The sequence below is a fragment of the Moorena sp. SIO4A5 genome (assembly GCF_010672005.1).
Lineage (GTDB): Bacteria > Cyanobacteriota > Cyanobacteriia > Cyanobacteriales > Coleofasciculaceae > Moorena.
Genome location: NZ_JAAHHZ010000106.1, coordinates 1 through 20,488, shown reverse-complemented (window position 1 = coordinate 20,488; position 20,488 = coordinate 1). Strand labels below are relative to the sequence as shown.

At 43.5% G+C, this 20,488-nt stretch carries 16 protein-coding genes; 8 read left to right on the top strand and 8 right to left on the bottom strand.

Annotated features, from left to right (window positions below):
* Positions 1 to 260: 260 nt before the first annotated feature.
* Positions 261 to 2,846, bottom strand: a complete 2,586-nt coding sequence (locus F6K57_RS25440) for an adenylate/guanylate cyclase domain-containing protein (protein WP_293071385.1) — start codon at positions 2,844 to 2,846, stop codon at positions 261 to 263.
* A gap of 474 nt (positions 2,847 to 3,320) precedes the next feature.
* Positions 3,321 to 5,144, bottom strand: a complete 1,824-nt coding sequence (gene recN, locus F6K57_RS25435) for a DNA repair protein RecN (protein WP_293029518.1) — start codon at positions 5,142 to 5,144, stop codon at positions 3,321 to 3,323.
* A gap of 297 nt (positions 5,145 to 5,441) precedes the next feature.
* On the opposite strand from recN, the gene F6K57_RS25430 reads away from it, so the two are divergent.
* The 3 genes from F6K57_RS25430 to F6K57_RS25420 all read left to right on the top strand — a co-directional run bounded on the left by F6K57_RS25430 (position 5,442) and on the right by F6K57_RS25420 (position 9,069).
* Positions 5,442 to 7,490, top strand: coding sequence for an AarF/ABC1/UbiB kinase family protein (locus tag F6K57_RS25430; protein ID WP_293071384.1), 2,049 nt, complete (start codon positions 5,442 to 5,444; stop codon positions 7,488 to 7,490).
* Between the two features lie 296 nt (positions 7,491 to 7,786).
* Positions 7,787 to 8,050 carry a hypothetical protein gene (locus F6K57_RS25425; protein WP_293029509.1) on the top strand — a complete coding sequence of 88 codons (264 nt, stop codon included), beginning with the start codon at positions 7,787 to 7,789 and terminating at the stop codon, positions 8,048 to 8,050.
* Positions 8,051 to 8,184: 134 nt separating this feature from the next.
* Positions 8,185 to 9,069 (top strand): hypothetical protein, encoded by an 885-nt coding sequence (locus F6K57_RS25420; protein WP_293071383.1) that lies wholly within the window; start codon positions 8,185 to 8,187, stop codon positions 9,067 to 9,069.
* Between the two features lie 19 nt (positions 9,070 to 9,088).
* On the opposite strand, the gene F6K57_RS25415 is transcribed toward F6K57_RS25420, so the two are convergent.
* From F6K57_RS25415 to F6K57_RS25395, 5 genes are all read right to left on the bottom strand, one after another.
* A complete protein-coding gene (locus F6K57_RS25415; protein WP_293029504.1) occupies positions 9,089 to 9,226 on the bottom strand; it encodes a hypothetical protein in 138 nt (45 codons plus the stop codon).
* A 7-nt stretch (positions 9,227 to 9,233) separates the two neighbouring features.
* Positions 9,234 to 9,962, bottom strand: coding sequence for a DUF3598 family protein (locus tag F6K57_RS25410; RefSeq protein ID WP_293071382.1), 729 nt, complete (start codon positions 9,960 to 9,962; stop codon positions 9,234 to 9,236).
* Positions 9,863 to 10,126 carry a hypothetical protein gene (locus tag F6K57_RS25405; protein WP_293071381.1) on the bottom strand — a complete coding sequence of 88 codons (264 nt, stop codon included), beginning with the start codon at positions 10,124 to 10,126 and terminating at the stop codon, positions 9,863 to 9,865. Before F6K57_RS25405 ends, F6K57_RS25410 begins: the two co-directional genes overlap by 100 nt.
* Positions 10,127 to 10,230: 104 nt before the next feature.
* Entirely contained in the window at positions 10,231 to 10,383 is a 153-nt protein-coding gene (locus F6K57_RS25400; protein ID WP_293071380.1) for a hypothetical protein, read from the bottom strand.
* Positions 10,384 to 10,427: 44 nt separating this feature from the next.
* Positions 10,428 to 11,228 carry a DUF3598 family protein gene (locus F6K57_RS25395; protein WP_293071379.1) on the bottom strand — a complete coding sequence of 267 codons (801 nt, stop codon included), beginning with the start codon at positions 11,226 to 11,228 and terminating at the stop codon, positions 10,428 to 10,430.
* 332 nt (positions 11,229 to 11,560) lie between these two features.
* Here F6K57_RS25395 and F6K57_RS25390 point away from each other — a divergent pair, with 332 nt between their 5' ends.
* The 5 genes from F6K57_RS25390 to F6K57_RS25370 all read left to right on the top strand — a co-directional run bounded on the left by F6K57_RS25390 (position 11,561) and on the right by F6K57_RS25370 (position 18,077).
* Positions 11,561 to 11,737, top strand: coding sequence for a hypothetical protein (locus F6K57_RS25390; protein WP_293071378.1), 177 nt, complete (start codon positions 11,561 to 11,563; stop codon positions 11,735 to 11,737).
* Between the two features lie 87 nt (positions 11,738 to 11,824).
* On the top strand, positions 11,825 to 13,840 hold the full coding sequence (xrtO, locus tag F6K57_RS25385; RefSeq protein ID WP_293071377.1) for an exosortase O: 2,016 nt from the start codon (positions 11,825 to 11,827) through the stop codon (positions 13,838 to 13,840).
* 154 nt (positions 13,841 to 13,994) lie between these two features.
* Positions 13,995 to 14,126 carry a hypothetical protein gene (locus tag F6K57_RS25380; protein WP_293071376.1) on the top strand — a complete coding sequence of 44 codons (132 nt, stop codon included), beginning with the start codon at positions 13,995 to 13,997 and terminating at the stop codon, positions 14,124 to 14,126.
* The gene (locus tag F6K57_RS25375) at positions 14,095 to 16,908 is read left to right on the top strand and encodes a TIGR02921 family PEP-CTERM protein (RefSeq protein ID WP_293071375.1); all 2,814 of its coding nucleotides are present in this window, start codon (positions 14,095 to 14,097) and stop codon (positions 16,906 to 16,908) included. The genes F6K57_RS25380 and F6K57_RS25375 overlap by 32 nt, the downstream gene beginning before the upstream one ends.
* Before the next feature lie 491 nt (positions 16,909 to 17,399).
* A complete protein-coding gene (locus tag F6K57_RS25370; protein ID WP_293045905.1) occupies positions 17,400 to 18,077 on the top strand; it encodes an ester cyclase in 678 nt (225 codons plus the stop codon).
* A gap of 420 nt (positions 18,078 to 18,497) precedes the next feature.
* Here the strand turns inward: F6K57_RS25370 and F6K57_RS25365 are convergent, their stop codons facing one another.
* Positions 18,498 to 19,862 (bottom strand): ATP-binding protein, encoded by a 1,365-nt coding sequence (locus F6K57_RS25365; RefSeq protein WP_293045900.1) that lies wholly within the window; start codon positions 19,860 to 19,862, stop codon positions 18,498 to 18,500.
* Positions 19,863 to 20,488 lie beyond the last annotated feature (626 nt).

Sequence of the window (20,488 nt, the reverse complement as noted above, 5' to 3'; positions counted from 1 at the left end):
CATCCCTGTAAGCCCCGTGGAAACTACAACCGTTGCTCATGGGGGGGAGCCCATCATGAAGGCACTGGCTCCCTTCAGGTCGGCGCTGCATCGCTTAAAACCCTCTTTAGTATTACCTTTTGCCTTTTGCCTTTTGCCTTTTGCCTTTTGCCTTTTGCCTTTTGCCTTTTGCCTTAAAAGGATAAGCAATGTTGCTCAAACGCTGCTGATAATTGCTATAACCCGCAATTATCCTTTTACCAATTACTAAGGACTAACGACTATTTCTCTAACAACTTCCAGCCACCATCCCAGTCATCCTTAGGAGGTTCTTGAAGAAAACGCTGACAACGGTTCAGGTGCAATAAAGAGGCTTGGTCATCTTTGTCATATTTTTCTAGAATGGTGCCAAACTCACCCATGGCTTGGGCGAACTGTCGCTGGAGGTAATACTGACGGCCTTTATCGTAATGTTCAATGATTCGTTCTTTGTACTCCGAAATCGGTTCAGATTTTAGACCCACCAATTCATAAATGGATACTGGCTTGGTCTTGCCCTTAACAATTACCTTGTCCAATTCCCTGGCCAAGATCTGTTCAGGACAGGCTCTGTAAGTATTTTCACTAATTAGGATGTCACAACCGTACTGCTTGCTAGCTGTTTCCAAGCGAGCACCTAAATTGACTCCATCACCAATAGAGGTAAACTCCATTCGTTTAGTTGAACCGATATTACCACTAATGACGCTATCGGAGTTGATCCCAATGCCGATCTTTAAAGGTTTTCGATTAGTTTCAACACGTTGCTGATTAAACTCTTTGAGACGGCGGCGCATCTCTAAAGCTGTTTGCACTGCTCTCCAAGCATGATCCTCTTGGGGCAAGGGCGAACCAAAAACAGCCATAATCGCATCGCCAATGTATTTGTCGAGGGTACCTTTATATTCAAAAATTGCATCCACCATCGACTCAAAATAGTCGTTGAGCATACGCACGACCTCTTCTGCCTTTAAACTTTCGGTCAAGGCAGTATAGCCACGAATATCGGAGAACAGAACGGATACCTCTTTGCGATCGCCTCCTAATTTATGGTCATCAAGCTTAAGTAATTCCTCTGCTAACTCCTGGGTCATATAGCGATACATGGTAGTCTTGAGGCGTTTTTCATCACTAATGTCATCCATGACTACCAATGCAGCATAGACATGGGTTTGATCGCTGGCATCAGCAATAGAGTTAATCGAAAGATTCACACAATGCTTGCTTGATTCTAACCCCTGGGAGATCAGGGTTTGGTCGGGGTAGTACTGACGGCTGTCTTTTGCTGTCTTGGCAGTTAAAGCGTTCTGGAGCCATTGAGCAAAATTTCCCCCTTTGATGTTAATAAACTGACTAACCGATAACCCCTCCAAGCTGTCTCCATGGTCATACCCCAGCAATTTCTTGGCACTTTCATTGGTAGCGATAATCTTACCGGTTTTATCGGTGGAAATAACCCCATTACTGAGGCTGCGCAGCATATCCCGCTGAATTTGTTCCTGCTGTTTGATGGTGGCAAACAGTTTCGCTCGCTGTATGGCTACCCCAGCTTGAATATTGAAGGCTTTCATGTATTCTTCATCAATCCGATTAAAACTTGCTTGCCAGCATTCCGGAGCTTCAGGCCAATCATTCGGATTGTAAGGATCATTATCACCGGTCTTTTTCTTGTTGACTAGCTGGGTTACACCTATTAACTCTTGATTGGAGTTATACACTGGCATACACAACAGGCTACAGGTGCGATAACCAGATTCCTGATCAACTTTTTTAGAATTGTCAGAATTGGGATGATCATATAGGTCAAAAGGAATATTTAGAGCTTCACCGCTTTGAGCTACCTTGCCGGCAAAGCCAACCCCCATTAGGATCCGGATTTCTTGGGAGGAACCATCCGCTTGGGGAATTTGCGCCCACAGTTCATTACGCTCTCGGTCAATTAGCCACAGGGTACTACGGTCGGCTTTCATCAGCGTTTTCGCCTCATCCATCACCCGCGTGAGGGTTTCTTGTAGATCTAAACTGCTGAGATTGAGGGATTCTGTAGCTTTGATCAGTGCTGTTGCTGCTCTTTGTCTCTGGGTAGCTCCGTACAACGACTTGGAAGATTCTAGAACCAGCCGCATCGAAGGGGCAAAATTCTTAAACAGTTTTTGATCTTCCTCAGTAAAGCCCTGTCGGTCAATTTTATCGTTTAAGGAAGCGTTCTGTGTATAGGAATTTTTGACCTTATTGAGTAATTGGACTACGGCAACTAAATCTCCCTGTCGATTCAACAGGGGCAATGCTAGCAGGGTATAGGTGCGATATCCAGTTTTTTTGTCAGACTTTTTGGCAGTGTTAGAACGAGGGTCATCATAAAAATCGTAGGGAACGTTAACCACCCGTTTGAAAGTAGCTACTTCACCAACAATGCCCTGATCAGCTGGAAATCGCAGTTCTCCTAAGGTGTTGTTTCCCTCTCCCTTTGCCACTACCGACCAAAGTTCCTTCTTGTCTTCATCCAGAAAAAATATTGTTACTCGGTCGGCCTTCATTAACTCTGCCGTCTTGATAGTAATCGCAGTCAAAATCTCCAGGAGAACCTTCTCAAAATCTTGGTTTTCCAGTAGAGCTTCCAGCATCGACAGGGTTTGATTGACGATGTGGAGTGAGCTTTCTACATCTGGGACTACTTGTTTTAAACTTTCCCGGTTTAAAAGTGCCAGGAAGTTAGATATCATTTGTCCCGCCGCAACTAGCGAACCTGCTGCTGAGGAATTTGCCTCAGATATGCTCCCCTTTTCCACCTGATTTGAATTGTGTTGATAAACAGATGCAGCTACCATAGAATTATCCTGCGCTAAAGCTTTTGTTTGGCTGAAGCGATCTAATGATGGCGTCTTTTTGATACTTATTGACTCTTAGATTGATACTTATTGACTCGTCAGAGCCAGTTAACCGAATTGATCTGGGTTTAAGGCTAATCTGTTGATTACCTAGATAGCACCTTCTCTGCTGGCCCGGAGAGTAGATTTTTTCTGTCTGATTGAGAGTTAAATATGGCCTGACTGGATTATTATAGTGCATTCTAGATTAATTTGTCAGTAGCTTAATTAATCAATTGCGATCCAACTATTAAACTAATGCATCACAACCTCACAAGTTTTAACATTTAGCTGTTTGGCCTGGCGTTGCTTAATAATGGAATGATTTTAAGAGTTTTGTAGAATAGGCATCTTGCCTGTTCGGCGATCTTTTGGGGCGGGCAGGATGCCCACTCTACTCCTATTCATTCAAAGACTGACGCAACGCCTTTGGCCTTAGTCCTGTCTTCCCACTGTGCATGTCTTACGCCAGCTAGCAGCTTGGGACAACAAGGAAGCCGCAAAATTCATAGCGTCTTGAGCCGACTGTCCACCAGCTAACTGAGCGATTTCTTCCTGCCGCTTTTGGGGATGATTCAGGAGGCTAATCCTTACTACAGTTCGAAGCTCGGGCATTCCAGATTCCGGGATTTGGGTAACTACTTGAGTACTGCCAGACCGGTTACCTTGAGGGGAAGATGGTTGTTTCAAAATGCTAGAAATCGGTTGAGCAATCACCTGTTTATCCACCCTAAAATGTTGGTCTGCCATCGCAGCAATTAACGGTTGGTGAGTCACACAAAGAACTTGGTGGCGTTGACTGAGTTGGTAGAGTCGTTCTGCGATCGCTCCTGCTACCCGACCAGACACCCCAGCATCAATTTCATCAAAAATTAAGGTTGTTCCTGGCTGGTTACTGCTGGAAAAACAGGCTTTCAGTGCCAGTAAAAATCGACTCATCTCTCCACCGGAAGCCGTCTTAGCAAGAGGTTGCAAGGGTTCTCCGGGGTTGGGAGAGAAGTAAAAGGTGACTTGATCGGCACCAGCTGCCGTGGGGACAATGGGGCTGATTTCCACTGTAAATTTTACCTTCTCCATAGCCAAGGGCTTTAACTGGTTAACCAGCTGTTTTTCCAGTTCTGACCCAGCCCTATACCGCAATTTGGTCAGTTGATCACATTCATCGGTCACGTTTGACTTCCTCAAGGCATAATTTCTCTCTAACTCTTCTAGAGATGCACCTTCACTGCCTAATTCTTCTAGTTCTGCCTGTAGGGTCTCATAGTGAGCGATTGCCTTAGCAAGGGTTGGTCCATATTTGCGGCAAATTTGTTTGAGAACCCCAATTCTTTCCTCCACCACTTGAAGACGTTCCGGATCAGTCTCTAGTCCATCTCCATAGGCATTAATCTGATGGGCAGCTTCCGCCACTTGAGCCAATGCTCCACTGACTAGGTCTAGCAGAGGTTGCAATTGACTATCATAGTCTACCATATCCTGCAAGGTACTTTCCGCTTGACCCAATAAGTCAGCACTTGCTTTTGTCCCGTGATCATTATGGTAAAGTGCTTGATAGACTTGGTAACTCCTCTGCTGGAGTTCCACCACATGGTTCAGACGCTGGTGTTCAAGTTCTAGCTGTTCGAGTTCGTCAGGAGCGGTAAGGTTGGCACCACTGAGGTCTTGAATTTGATACTCCAACCAATCTAGACGTTGTAGGAGTTCTTGCTGAGACTTTTGCTGTGTTTCTAGAGCTTTCTTGGCCTCTTGACAAGCCATGTAGGCAGATGCCACTCGATCTCGCTGCTGGATCACAGAGGAACCGCCGTAAAGGTCGAGTAGCCCTCGTTGGCGTGCTGGCATAATAAGCTGTATTGTTTGACCCTGAGCAGTAATTTCTACCAAGCGCTCACGCAGTCCCTCCATCAGTTGCCGATTGACTATCGTGCCATTGACCCGAGAACGCGATCGCATGCCTTTTTCTGTTGCGGTAATCTCCCGGCTACAGACCAAATCCGCTTCATCAAGTAAGTCAATCTCTTGCTCACTCAACCAAGCAATCAAGGGGTTATCTACCGAGAATGTTGCTTCTACCAAAGCCCGTTTAGTCCCTGTGCGAAGCCGATTGGTGACTTTTCCCCCCAGGGCAATGTCAATGGCATCCAAAATAATGGACTTACCCGCACCGGTTTCCCCAGTCAATACATTTAGACCAGCACCGAATTCCACTTCTAGGTGGTCAATTAAGGCAAAGTTGTGAATTCGCAAATAAAGTAACATTGAGCAAAATTCACTGTTGGGAAAATTGTGATCTTAAACACATTTGGTAACAATTTAGGAAAAGTCACACCCTAATACCCAATTGAAGTCTAAGGGTTAACTCTAGTAATCGTTGACCGTTCACCATTAACCATATCGTCAATTGTCCACTAAAAATCAGTATTCTTACCCAGGAATGGGTTATTCCACCATTGTGGTATGAAGATTGCCGAACCTTTATTAAGTTTTAATGATATCCCCCTTTTGTTACAATAGTTTACAGAATCGCTTCTGTTGGTCCGTCGGAAATATCTTCTTATGAATCCTAAAACAGTTTCCCCAACTTCTCATCAAGCACTAGACTCAGAGGCTGATGCGGACAAGTCATTGGTGCCAGTGTCGGGCAGCAATAGCTCAGTTGAGGAAGAGTTGAGCTCGACAACGGGATCCTCTGTCTTGGAAACAGACAAACCACGCTACGACCCGTCGGCGATCGCAGCCCAGTACCAGAGGGCATACCTGCTAATTCTACGGCGGTCTTTCACCATTATCTGGTCATTCATATCGTTTGCTCTCGGTCTGTGGTGGGATCGGTTTCGCGGTCGGGATGTTACCGAGAACCGAGCCAGAGCGATTCAACTGCGGGAAATTTTAACCGATCTAGGACCAGCTTACATTAAAATCGGACAAGCTCTTTCCACACGACCGGATTTAGTCCCACAAGTTTTCTTGGATGAGTTGACGCTGCTACAAGACCAACTCCCACCTTTTGAGAATGAGGTGGCTTATAAATTTATCGAGGAAGAATTAGGCGATCGCCCGGAAAATATTTTCGCTGAACTGACTGAAAAGCCTGTGGCAGCGGCTTCCTTAGGACAGGTCTATAAGGGCAAACTTAAAACTGGCGAAACTGTTGCGGTCAAGGTACAACGACCAGGATTGGCACATAAAATTACGCTTGATCTATACATTATACGCCTTGTTGCACAGTGGGTACAAACCAATGTCAAGCGGGTGCGCAGTGACTTGGTTGCCATCATGGATGAGTTTGGTGCCCGTATCTTTGAAGAGATGGACTATCAGCATGAAGGGCGCAATGCTGAACGCTTTGCCAAGCTTTACGGGAAACTACCGGAAATTTATGTTCCCCGAATTTACTGGGACTACACTGGGCGTCGTGTCCTGACTATGGAATGGATAACGGGTAGTAAGCTGACGGATATGGAGAAAATCAAGGCTCAAGGCATTGATGCCAAGCACTTGATTGAAGTTGGGGTAAACTGTTCCTTGCGACAGCTACTGGAATACGGATTCTTTCACGCTGACCCTCACCCTGGAAACCTGTTAGCTACCTCTGACGGCAAGCTGGCTTATATTGACTTTGGGATGATGAGCCAAGTCAAGACGTATCAGCGCTATGGTTTGATTGAAGCTGTTGTTCATCTGGTCAATCGTGACTTCCCTGGTTTGGCCAATGACTACGTGAAGCTGGAGTTTCTGACCCCAGATACAGACCTGACACCAATTATTCCTGCCCTAGCCAAGGTTTTTAACAATGCCTTGGGAGCTAGTGTGGCAGAACTCAACTTCAAGAGTATCACTGACCAGTTATCAGCTTTGATGTATGAGTATCCCTTCCGGGTACCCGCTTACTATGCTCTGATTATTCGCTCCCTCGTGACCTTAGAAGGGATTGCCATTAATGTTGAGCCAGATTTCAAAGTACTCAGTAAAGCCTATCCTTATGTAGCCAAGCGCCTATTGACGGATTCATCACCAGAATTACGGGCATCCTTGAGGGATTTACTGTTCAAGGATGAGGGTTTCCGTTGGAACCGTCTGGAAAACCTGTTGCGTAATGCTGGAAATTCTCCAGATTATGATATCAACCAAGTCTTAGATCAGACCCTAGACTTTATTTTTTCAGAGCGAGGAGCTTTCATTCGGGAGCACTTGGTCAATGAGATTGTCAAGGCTATCGATAGCTTTGGAAGGCGGACATTGGATAACGTCAGTTATGCCTTGCAGGAACGTCTAGGCTTAGAAATAAATAATCAAGATAATCAAGACAAGAAGCCAGAAGATAAACCCGAAAGTACTGAGAATATCCAACGGATTTGGCAAATTTTACAAGACACTCCTGGTTTTGACCTAATGCAATTGTTGCCAGTTATTCCTCAAGTGTTCCTAAAACAGGAGACCCAGGAAATGGGACAAAAAATTGCTGGTGGTTTGGCACAGCGAGTGATTGCTCGGATGATTCGGGAGGCTTTACTCCAGGATAATCCCGACAATGACACCCTTAACGGTCATGGGCAGGGGTCAAACCCTAACTTGGTTTTGCCCCCTGCTGCTGCGATGCGATAGATTACAGCAATTTTATTTGGTTGTTCGCGTAGCGTGGCCAAAGGCCAAGGTTAAAGGTTGAAGGTTGAAGGTTGAAGGTTGAAGGTTGAAGGTTGAAGGTTGAAGGTTGAAGGTTGAAGGTTGAAGGTTGAAGGTTGAAGGTTGAAGGTTGAAGGTTGAAGGTTGAAGGTTGAAGGTTGAAGGTTAAAGGTTAACCGGTTGAAGGTTAAAGGTTACAGGTTACAGGTGACGCGGTTACAGGTTACAGGTTACAGGTTATTAAACTTTAAAACTTTCAACCAAACAACCTTGGCCTATTGGCCACGCGATCGCTCGACTGCGGGACGAAGTCCATCGCGTTCAACCTGACAACCAAACAACCTTCAACCAAACAACCTTCAACCAAACAACCTTGGCCTATTGGCCACGCGATCGCTCGACTGCGGGACGAAGTCCATCGCGTTCAACCAAACAACCAAACAACCAAACAACCAAACAACCTTAAACCATCCAACCTTGGCCTATTGGCCACGCTACGCGAACAACCTTCAACCATCCAACCTTCAACCATCCAACCTTAAACCTTCAACCATTCAACCTTCAACCTGACAACCTGACAACCTGACAACCTAAATCTGGCCAACAAATCCGGAATCTAACAACTCCAAGACGTAGGTTACAGTATGACTAAGAGGGATTCATCTAGTTTAAACCTATGTCTAAACTACAAGAAGCATTGCAATTCATCGAGAAAATTGAAAGTGAGAACCCTGGTAAATCCGCTTATGAAATTGTTAATCATTTGCGTGGGTACACTAAGAAGGAATATACTAGTCGGTTATGGAGTACAGCTACGGGGTATCACCAAGAGTATATTCGAGATGAATTTGAGGGAAAACTCAATATCAATGAATTAGTATTAAGTGGTGAAATTACTGACTTTGGCCATTTTATCGGTTCCCTTTCTGATCAAATTGATCAGCCTGGATTCCAATGGTCAGATTTCACTAGTTGGACTGGTGACCATACCTCATGGGCTGGAGATATTGGTTCGGCTATTGTGGCCTATCGAGACCCCAATGACAACATAGATGTTAACAGTGTCGAAGAAGCTTTGGATAGGTTAGCCAGAGATTCTGATTATACTGCGGATATTGCAGCTTACGTGGTAGGGAAGATGATTAACTCTGGTAAGCAATCTTCTATTACTCAGGCGATTTATCAGTATAATTCCAAGTCCTACTCAGAAAACGTTAGGACGTTTATTAAAAAGCGCTTTGGTGCAGTTATTGAAGAAGATAAACTTAAGAATCCGGCTGGACTTGATTCAAAAATGCGTAGCGCTATTTCTACCTATATTCAGTTTTCTTCAGCCTATGAATCCTTAAAGTCTCTCAAGGATTTAGCTAAATTACCTCTAAATTTAGGATCAGAAGATAACTCTATACCTAATAGTGTTGATATTTTTAAAGGTTCTCAACATTTTATGAAGCATATAGTCAAGTATGGCAACTTAGATAGTTTACTATTCAAGCCATACCAAATACCTGGGATGTCTTGGCTAGGAACCGTGAACTATGAAGTTAGAGTAACTGGCTGACTTAACTAGTTAATTAGTGTTAAATCGGGAATCGGGAATCGGGAATCGGGAATCGGGAATCGGGAATTGGGAATCGGGAATCGGGAATCGGGAATCGGGAATCGGAAAAAAGTAGTTTTTGGGGCTTAAGAGTATTTTTAAATATATTTTTTATCATAGTTTGACTAAATTCTAAATACTTCTAGGGTAAAACTGCTAAAGCCCGATTGATCATAGTGGCGAGTGCCTCGTTGCAATAAAGTCTGGTTAACCAGCCAATCCACTGCCACAAAAAACGCTTTTCCACTCTCTACCTGTGCCGGACAACTGATTGAAATACCGTTAGTAAAGTGTAACCTCAGGTAATCTTCAGGTAAATCGTCTAAGGGTTGCCATGAGGTTACTATTGGGGCTGAAATTTGCCAGTCCGGGGTTATTGTTTGGACTGTTCCTTGCCAGTCGCTACTAATTTGATGGGCGGGAGGTAGAGTAGCCACATTCACGAAATGTCCTAGGTGTTCCGGAAACACAGTAAAGCGTTTCAAGCTGCCACTTTCATCGTATTTGGCAATCGCAGTAGCACGACTATTTTCATACCTTAAACATATATCAGAAAAAAACGTGGAGCCGGATTTTACTTTGGTGGAACCCCAGGAAAAGCCGTTGTCTAAAAACAAGCCAGTTGTTATAGGTTGCTTGTAGGGCCCAAAGGTTTTTGTCTCCGTCTTGCCATTAGCATAAGTATAGTGATTTTGCTGATGTATTTCATGGCAATCTGCTGTGGGACGAAAGCTTCTAATACAGCGCCAAGATTCTATGACGTCTCCTGCCCTCGAGTATCTAGTCCAAATCCCATACAAGTCTCCTGAATAATATCGACAGAATTTATTCCAATTTTGGAGTTTTCGATCCATAGGTTTATTCTATAAAATACAATAGGGAATAGGGAATAGGGAATAGGGAATAGGGAATAGGGAATCGGGAATCGGAAATCGGGAATCGGGAATCGGGAATCGGGAATCGGGAATCGGGAAGTATAAAATGCTAAAACAGTGTATATTATAGTTATTAAAAACACTGTATATAGTTTTATTTTTTATATAGATAAATTAAAATTTTTAATTTATTTTTTTTATTTTAGTTTAAAAAATTTTATCGGCATCATAGGTAGATTTTTCTAGATTAGTAATGTCTTAGGTCAGTGTCTGGATAATTACCTTTAAGAAAACTATGTCCCATCTCCCCATCACCCCATCTCCCCATCTCCCCATCTCCCCATCTCCCCATCTCCCCATCTCCCCATCTCCCCATCTCCCCATCTCCCCATCTCCCCATCACCCCATCACCCCATCACCCCATCTCCCCATCTCCCCATCTCCCTATCTCCCCATCTCTGGTTGATTACTCTTTAACGTTAAGCACGATAACTCACCCGATGAATTATAATCAACTAGCAGTTGTTGTCTAATGTCAGGATTAACTTGCCAATCTCCAATCACAACGAAAGACATTCCTGGTTTCAGTTTGGGCGGGTAACTTAATGATATCCCATCTGGATAATAAAAGGTTTGATGGTCTGGATATTCCCAAGCTAAACGAGTTGGTGTTGGCTGAGATAGTTGGGTGACTGGGGTAAGGGTAATTGCTAATCCTTCTTCCCCATTAAGGATATCTCGATGGGGGATTAACTCTGGGTTAAGTGTCCAATGATCACAGGGCTTTTGCAAATCCTCCTCTCGGACACTGACTGTTTTAGTTAATTCTCCATCTGAGTTATACACTACTAGCAGACTATGGCGTAATTCTTGATATCTAAACCAGAACTCTACTGCAAATAACTCCTCTGGTTCAAATCGATTTACTGTCCAAATAGCCGACCCTTGCTCAAACATATACATAAAGGAGGCTTGAGCGGTTTTATCAGCTAAACCATTGATTAAACTATTGGGAGTATTCTGGTAAACCTTCTCCTCTTCAGTTCCATTGTCATACATATATACGTTAGTTTGGATAATGTGAGTTTGTTCAGCATCAATAATAGAGCATCGACTACCTACAAAGGATTCTATCACTTCACCTTCAGGAGAATAAATTGTCCAAGACCCATACCAATTCCGTAAATGATGGGTGATAAAATTAGTCCAGTTATGCTGCTTTAACTGTTCAAATGTCTGATTCATGGAATTTTGTGAAGTTTTATGACAAAAACAAAAGGGAACAGGGAACAGGGAACAGGGAACAGGGAACAGGGAGCAAAAATTATCACAATTTATTTAGGAGCCCTAGATATCCGGTTTTTATACTGTTTTTTTAAATCTGTCCTATAATGGTAGGTAATTTGAAGGGCTACTAACGTAAATCTGGACAGATTAGCGTAGGGAAAACGGTAATTATAAAAGAGTTATGGATAATTGTGAAAGCCTTTAGCAATTAGCAATTACTAACTACAAATTACCAATAAATAACTGTGTTCGATCAGGTAGATAGGGATCAGGTCAAATTTGCATAACCTATGAACTATAGCCTTTCTTATAGCTATGAGGTACACAGGATTTTTTACCTCTTGCCTCTTACCTGCTCCCTGCTCCCTGCTCCCTGCTCCCTAAAAGCCAGAACGAAAGTACCTCATGACTATGATAATTGCTATATGTATTATCAGAGCAAGCTAAAACCCATGAAGGGGCTATAGCTTTTTTAGAAATGCTCTGCATAAGTGATAGCTCCCGATAGATAGTCCTTTTTAGCACACTTTATTTCTCTGAAGGAGAAACTTGTTATGACAGCTGGGATGAATTCAGATCCCCCCAGAGGTCAAAACCTCGCCAGCACCATCGTGCTGGTAGTGGCTTGGCTTTTGGGGAATATCTGGGCACTGCAATGGCTATTTGAGTCATTTAAGTACGCATCACTGCTAAATCTGATGCTAATCGGTATTGTGCTCATGGCTTGTTTGGTACAGCTATGGCGCGATCGCTTAATTATAACTGTGTCAGCAACTCCGACCTTAAGACTCTATCCCCTGTTGCTAATGTTAGGGTCTGGGATTAGTGCGATCGCATTCAGATGGTTGGTGTATATCCCACAACTCAACTTACTCCTATTCCTACTGGGCAGCTATGGGTTATGGGGCTTGTTTATCCCACCATCCCTTTGGCGTAAAGGGTTACCTGCTGCAATTTTAGTTGCTTGTGTTGTCCCTTTCAGCACTGAGTTTAACAGCGGTTTGGGTTTTCCAGTAAGGGTTCTCACTGCTCATGCTGTGGAACAGATGCTGTCAGCTTGGCACATTGTAGCTATCTCCTCCCACGACATTATTGTCATGGAAAACGGCATTGCTCAGGTAGATTTGCCCTGCAGTGGTCTGAAAAGTTTGTGGACAGGGACTTTGTTTTTACTGGCAGCTACTTGGTTAGAACGTCGTCAGCTGGGAATACGTTGGTTACTGGTTTGCACTGCAAATCTTGTGCTGCTAGCGATCGCTAATACAATCCGGGTGCTGCTGTTAGTGATGATTATAGAAGTCTGGCAACAGCAACAAATTGCTGAAGTGCTACATGTCCCTCTCGGACTGATTGGTTTTATCTTAGCTTGTGCCTTCAGTTGGATGCTGCTGCAAACGGTTCCTCAGAATTCCGGGGGTTTGATGTTGGCCACTTCTGTGTTTAGTGATTTGTCATTGCTGGGTAAGGATAAGAAACAAGGACTTACGCGGTTAAGTGGATTTCGCCCCCCTGCCCCCCAATTTTGGGGGGTAATGATGTCAAAGTCCCCCAGAATTGGGGGATTTAGGGGGCACTTGCGTAAGTCCTGGAAACAAGGGAGTTTGGAGAAAGGAAACCCTAATCGAAGGGGAAATTTAGGATATGGGTCGAATTCCGGTCTGGCACTAAAGGATAGTCAGTGGCGGCTACACAAACAAAGCGGGCATCCCCAGGCTACTGCTGAAGTTACAGCAAGTTTCGCCCCCCTAACCCCCCAACTTTGGGGGGAAATTGAGTTAAAGTCCCCCAGAATTGGGGGATTTAGGGGGCTTACAGCTAAAGCTAGTGAGGTCAATCCATCTGAAAACGGCTGTAAGACTGGTGTCAGCTATCAGTTTCAGCAAAAGTCCAAGAGTATCACTTGGCTGCTGATTGTAGTTATAGCTCTAGGGCTGGTAGGTCAAATTCAAGCAATTCAAGAGAAGGTAAATGCGATTGCATCGATTCAATTACCCCAGCAACTGGTATCTGAACCCCTACCTCTAACGGAAGCTGAACAACGATTTTTTGATAATCATGGCTTACCTATTGCTCAAAAGCAACGGTTTGTCTATGGCAATCTCTCCGGTTCAATGCTGTTGGTAGCCAGTAGCGCTTGGCAAGCTCACCATCCACCAGAATTATGTTTGGTGGGCAATGGTTTCAAGGTAGACTCCATTAAGCCAACCTTGCTCAATCAGTCAGTAAAGGCACGGTGGGTATCTCTGCAAGACGGCAAACGTTCAGCAACCTACTGGTTTCAATCACCCCAGGGCACTACAGATGATTTCTTATCCCGAATCTGGGATTATATCGCCCACCGCAACAAGACTTGGGTGCTAGTTTCTGTCCTCTTCGATAGTGAACACAATCCCGATAGTGCTGAGATTCAGACTTTTGCTAGCACTATCCATGATGCTATTCATCAAAGCTTAACGTCAGCGGTCAGTGGTCAGCCGTCAGCGGTCAGCGGTCCGTGGTCAGCGGTCAGTGGTCAGCCGTCAGCGGTCAGCCTTGGCCTTTGGCCACGCTACGCGAACAGCCGTCAGTAGTCAGTGGTCAGCTTATTTTATTCAAAAGCATCTCAAGTAGCCTGACCACAGGCCTTTAGCTGATAGCTTACAACTGATAGCTTACAACTGATAGCTTACAACTGACAGCTGATAACTGATAGCTGATAACTGATAAACCAATCCTAAATGAATTGTGAGAATTTTTGTTCCCTACTCCCTACTCCCTACTCCCTGTTCCCTGTTCCCTGTTCCCTGTTCCCTGTTCCCTGTTCCCTTTGGTATAGAGCAATACAATGAAACAAAAATCTCTGAAACAAATCCTTGATATCAGTTTTTACAGTATTTTTTTGCTGTGGAATCTGATGTTTATCACAGTTGTCTATATTGGCATCTTACCATTTATTGGTATTCCCTTAATCCGGGCGACCTTTGATGGTGCTGTTCCGGTTGATTTCTTCGTTACGTTTGTAGCATTAATTGCAGTACCAACAGTCTGTACTGTCATTGGTGCTTGGCGTCTTAGCAAGCAACCAAGGGAGTTAATGCGCTTGTTTTATGGTGTGGAAGCACCCTTGTTTGCTTGGTGCCTGATTCGTTTATTCTTGATCCGGGAATTTACCAGTGTTAGCACCTTAGTATTGGGTACAGTTTTGGTGTGTATCCTGGCATTTGCTGCCGAAGTGGTATGGGGATATGATGCTAATCGTAAACCAGTAGCAGGGCTACAACTAATCGCTCATACCTTGATGCTTTTGACTAGTATTTATGTCGGAGTGTTGCTGTTGTTTTATGTTGTTCCTGCTGCTGGTGTTTTGATACAAAATTTTTTCAAATTCCAATGGCTAGAAAATCTGTGGTTATCATGGAGCTATATTAATATAATCGGTTTATTAATATTACTCCTATATGGCTTTAGCTGTACCCTATTTCTAGGCATGCCATCAGCATTTACAGCTCTTTATCTTCATTCTGGATACCGGATCTTAAGGGCTTTTGCCAGAAAGTATGGGCGCAATCGGGCGATTAAAGGGGCAGTAGCTGTGGTTACTGTCTGGATAATTCTGTTCTTTTCCTTGAATGTACAAGCTCAAGTGGAGGCGTTTAAGCTCCTAGAAAATTATCCAAAAACGAATAGCGATCGCCAAGCCTTGATAGCTAAGTCTGATATAATTCGCACTGGGTTAGTTAATGCCAATTTGTTCCCCTATCGGTATCTGAGTACCCGACAAGATAATAACCATATCTACGCCATGTACAAAGATGTCTTTGACCTGCCAGATTCCCTATGTCAATTATTACAAAATAGCTACAATCTGGTTATGTCACCGTTTTTGTATAAGGGCTCCCGAGACGATGTCGAAAAAGCTCAACAGCTTTACGGAGAATTCTTTGATACACCACTTCAGAAAGCAGAACGAAAAGCTGTTCAACATGCTCTACAATCTACAGCGATTATTGACCAAGCTAAGGCGGGTTTGTTGAATATCGATCAAGAACGGGTGTGGCTGCGAAAGCAAGAGGTAACCTTAGATGCCCATGGGGATTGGGCAGATGTGGAAATCTACGAGGTGTATGAGAATAAAACTACTGATGTTGAGGAAGTACTCTACTATTTTTCCTTACCAGAAGGGGCAGCTATTACTGGCTTGTGGCTAGGTGAAACGGATGACCGCAATCAGCGCTTTCCATTTAAAGTTTCCCCACGGGGTGCTGCACAACAGGTTTACAATTCCCAAGTCAGGCGATCGCGTCCTGTTGACCCAGCGCTGCTTGAGCAAGTCGGACCCCGGAATTATCGTCTCAGAGCATTTCCCGTTCCTCCTCCGTTATCCTCATGGGAGAAAAGAAATGGTAGCGATCGCGCAACGGAAATGCATCTGTGGCTGACCTACAAGGTGATGCGACAAGAGAAGGGTTGGCCTTTACCTCAGTTAAACGAACAACGCAATATCTTTTGGACAAATCGCACCAAGCGCATCCGCAATGGTAAAGTAAAACGGGGTTTTTCTGATAGGTGGTTAGAAGCATTTTTGCCAGTAGATCAACCCCAGCAACCCATGGTTCATCAGGTGAATTTAGGGGATGGCTACCGCATTTCGGCTAAACCGTTAGACCTGTTGCAGAAATCCGCAATAAGAAACACTAACCTCACGAAATTAGAGGGTAAGCGGTTTGCTGTCATTCTCGATAGTTCCAGGAGTATGGCTGCTCACAAATCCCAGGTCAAAAAGACATTCACTTGGCTGCAACAACAGGGTTTTGCTGATCAGAGCTTGACTAACAATGATGCGGATTTGTACATCACTGACGCAATAGATAACAAGATCGATCATCAAGCCAAACGCATTGATGATATCAGTGATTTTAATCCTGCTCAGATCACCTTTTATGGCTCTATCCAACCTGAACAGATGCTGCAACAGTTTGAACAGTTGCGTGGCAATACCCCTTATGACGGGATATTACTGGTGACTGATCAGGGTAGTTATGAGTTATCTGAGGATAATAAAAATGTGGCGGTGGTGGCTGCACCCCTGTGGATGGTTCATTTAGGTAATCAATTACCCTCAGCCTACAATGATAGGATTCTAAAATTGATTCAAAATAGTGGTGGTGGTGTCTCTAGCGATATCCAAGGGGTGATCCAGCGGATAGCGACTCAAGAAGCCTTGGGGTCATCGGTGGTAAGTGTGGCGGATGGCTATGCTTGGTTTATGGAATCAGGAACTGCTGAAAGTACTACTGAAACTGGATTTGAACCACTGGCGGCCAGGCAACTTATCCTAGGGTTGAGTGGAAACCTGAATGGCTCTGTAGAAGAACTGGATCGGATTCATGGCATAGCCAAGACCTATGACATTGTCAGTCCCTATTCATCAATGATTGTGCTGGTGAATGATGAGCAACGAAGGATGCTCAAAAAAGCAGAAGCGTCGAGCGATCGCTTTGACCGAGAGGTGGAAACTGGGGAAGAAGACTTGAATCAGCCGTCTAATCCGTTTAATGTTTCCAGTGTTCCTGAACCGGAGGTATGGATGTTGATCTTGATCAGTCCGATCGCACTTTTGATTATTAGTAGACGACCAAAAATTACTGTTGACGGTTAATCCTCAATAGTTGTCAATTATATCATCAATTAGCAAGTGGCGTAGGGTGCGTTAGGGGCGGAATCGGCATGATTTTATCGGTTCCCAGTGTTGAAAAACCGAGCCCCGTAACGCACCACCGCCTCTTTGCCCTTTTTACTGTTTCAGACAACACGAGTCAAAATCTCTCCAGCAACTCGCTCAGCTGATTCCAAAACTGATTCTATACCAGGAGATGGGATCCGAGTCATTAGTTTTGGTAGGGTGCGTTAGGGGCGGGATCGGCCTGATTTTATCGGTTCCCAGTGTTGAAAAACCTAGCCCCGTAACGCACCACCGCGTCATTAGTTTGTAGTGATTATTACATTATTTTATTATTTTAATATTTCATTTTATTGTTTACTATTACAATCTTTTCACATAGTTTAATTTTTATGTACTTGCCATGGTAACAAGAAGACAATTTAGCAAAATTGTTGAGGAATTCTAATCAATTGAACTGAGACACTTCAATGAGTAATAGTCAGTCCACAGGATTGCCTGTTTGGGTACAAGAAAGAGATACAGTTATCGCCAATGATGCTGGGGTTGAATGGCGAGAGGGCAAACGCCCTGATTATGCCGAAACTAATGAATTTCTTAAGAAAGGTAGTAAATTCAATCATCCAGAGGGGTCTTTGGAAGCGATCGCGCAAAACTTAGTTAGAACCTTCGAGATGGAAGCTTCCTATAAAGCTAATCCTGAGCAGTGGTTGTCTATTGTTGCCGACCAGTTTCGGATGACAACTAACGGTGGACCAGAGTACAATGCCCAGACTGTTGCTGATATCGGCACATACAACGTATTTCTTGGAGATACCGAACACTATCGCTCCACAGAGGAAACCTTTGAATCATCCATAGAAATTTTCCATAACGCTTTTCCCAATGGCTTTTTATGGGAACTGATGGAAATACTTTCCGGACCTCCTAATGTCACCTTTAAGTGGCGGCATTGGGGCACGTTTAGCGGTTCCTTTAAAGGTCATGAACCCACAGGAGAAACTATAGAAGTGTTTGGCATCAGTATTGCTCGGGTTACTGAAGACTTGAAGATTGTCTCCTTGGAGCATTTCTTTGATAATAGTTTGTTTCTCAAGCAATTAACATCAGGCTGTCCCTTCCACTCTCAAAATTCAAATAATTCGTAAGCTATCAGCTATCAGCCGTCAGCTATCAGCTGTCAGCTGTCAGCTGACGGCACCTCAAGTAGCACCTCAAGTAGCGCATATGCTTACCAAATGCTATAGCAATTCTACGACTTGTGAGGTACAAATTTCTGGTTTTTAGGGAGCAGGGACTTCGGAGCAGGGAGCAGGTAAGAGTAACCCACCCCTAACCCCTCCCAGGAGGGGAAGTGAGGGAAGAGGTAAAAAATAATGTGTACCTCATAGCTACGAGAAACGCTATAGTCGTTTAAAGTTTAATGTTTTTTGTTTAAAGTCAACATTAAACCTTCAACATTAAACCTTCAACATCAAACCTTCAACATCAAACCTTCAACATCAAACCTTTAACATCAAACCTTCAACCTTAAACCTTCAACATCAAACCTACCCTACACCGAACCCCTACGGCAAACAACCTTCATGCTGATTAATCACCGTCCTAATTACAGGAATTATAGTAAAAAATGTTCGATTAATGTGGGAATTTTTTTCTATTAGTGAACGCCTTTCCAAGGACTGTAAAACTGAAATAAGTCGTGAATTATAGTCTAAGGTAATACTATCGCGCAATTGTTTAATAGAAATGGGAGTAGGATTTCTAGCTAGATAGGCGATCACCTTCTTCTCTGACTCATCTAACCGATTCAATTGCTCGATTAACATTGCTCTCATTGGCTCAGGAACAATCATTTCCTCCCAACTAAAAAATTCCGATACACTACCAAAAAAAAAGTCTTTAATCGTTGTCACAGCCAGCTTTAATCCTAAGGGATTGCCTCGATAACGTTTAATGAGTTCCATTTCTTGCTCTTGTTCAGACAAACCATTAGCTGCTAATAGTTTCCGAGCATCTTCTGTTGGTAAACCGTTTAGGGTTAATGAACGAGTGGAATAGTTTTTTTTCTCAAGTAACTCCATTTGTAGCGGTGGTTCCCAACTGATTAAGAGCAAACAACTTTGGTGTCTTTCTTGTGCTACTCTTCTAAAAAGTTGACCATAATCCTCATATCCGGCTTGATACTGTCCAACTAAAGTGCCACGGCTTAAAATCTGTTCAGTATCATCGAGTATTACTAAACAGCGATGCTCTCGTAAACACTCTAGAAAGTGAGACATCAGCAGGTTGATGTCTTCTGGTAACTCCGATGACTGGTGGTGAGACAGGAATGGAATCAGTTGTGTCAGCAGTTGCTTCAGGGGTTGGGCAGAGGATAGCGATCGCCAAATAATATAATCAAACTCCTCCTGCATCTCTCGTGCTAGCTTAGCAGCTAACGATGTTTTGCCAACGCCTACTATCCCAAGTATTGCTACCAATTGGCTTCGCTTGAGATTAATCCATTGCTTGAGAGTGTTCAGTTCCCTAGTGCGTCCATAGAATGCAGAAATCTGTGGTGCTTCACCCCAATCTTGGCACTGCTGGGGAGTTTTGTATCCAGCCGCTTCCAGCCATATAGAGATATCTCTCCAACTTTTTAGGGTGTTGGATTTCCGATTAGTTAAGGTTTCCACATACCGATACAAACCTTTAGTGAGTTGAACGCTAAGTGAGCCACAACTCCAATGGAGAGCACCAGCAATTTTTTTGGGAGGATAGCCGCACAGCAAACCTCTTAAGCATGCTTTTTCCACTGGGGTCAATTTGATTTCCCTATTTGTAGCAATGTTTTTTTTATGAGCTAGTTCTGTATACAACTTCTCTAAATTCCACAGCTTGGCTGCTTTGATAAACAGTTCATCTTCAAATCGATTGGTGTTAGATTTCATAGTAGGGAATCCTAATCAAGCTCACGAAATAGCTACCTATCAACTAATAAATTAACTAATCAATAAGGTAGCTATTGGGAGCGTTTACTAGATAGATTTGCCAAACGTAGATGTCCCCGATGCTGATAACGATGCTGTTTTAAAAAATCAGTTTTTGTTACATCTCTACGTAAGCAAATTACCCTGATTACTATCCCTAAATCTAAATTGGGATTTTTTTTTAGCTAAGTTAATCTTACCCTTCGATATCGGTAATTATCAGGTAAATTCGGTTTTATTTAGGTTGAATTTAATTTAATTCCTAAACTAAACACCCCCGATAACCGATTGACTGATAAGTCTAGTTTACTTTATTTGAGAAAATTTGACAGTACCCGTTATGGGTACCATAGCAGTTCTCAATTGGTTGAGGTACCTCACCCTTGGGGTTTTAGGGAGTCGGGAGTCGGGAGTAGGGAGTAGGGAGTAGGGAGTAGGGGTAAGAAAATTAAATTTACCTCATAAGTAGGATTAACGCTATCTATTTGTTTTTATTCGAGCTGGTGCTGCCAAGTAACAAGTCACAATTAACAATTATTAATTATTAATAACTATAGCGATTCTCATAGTAATTAGCTACACACACC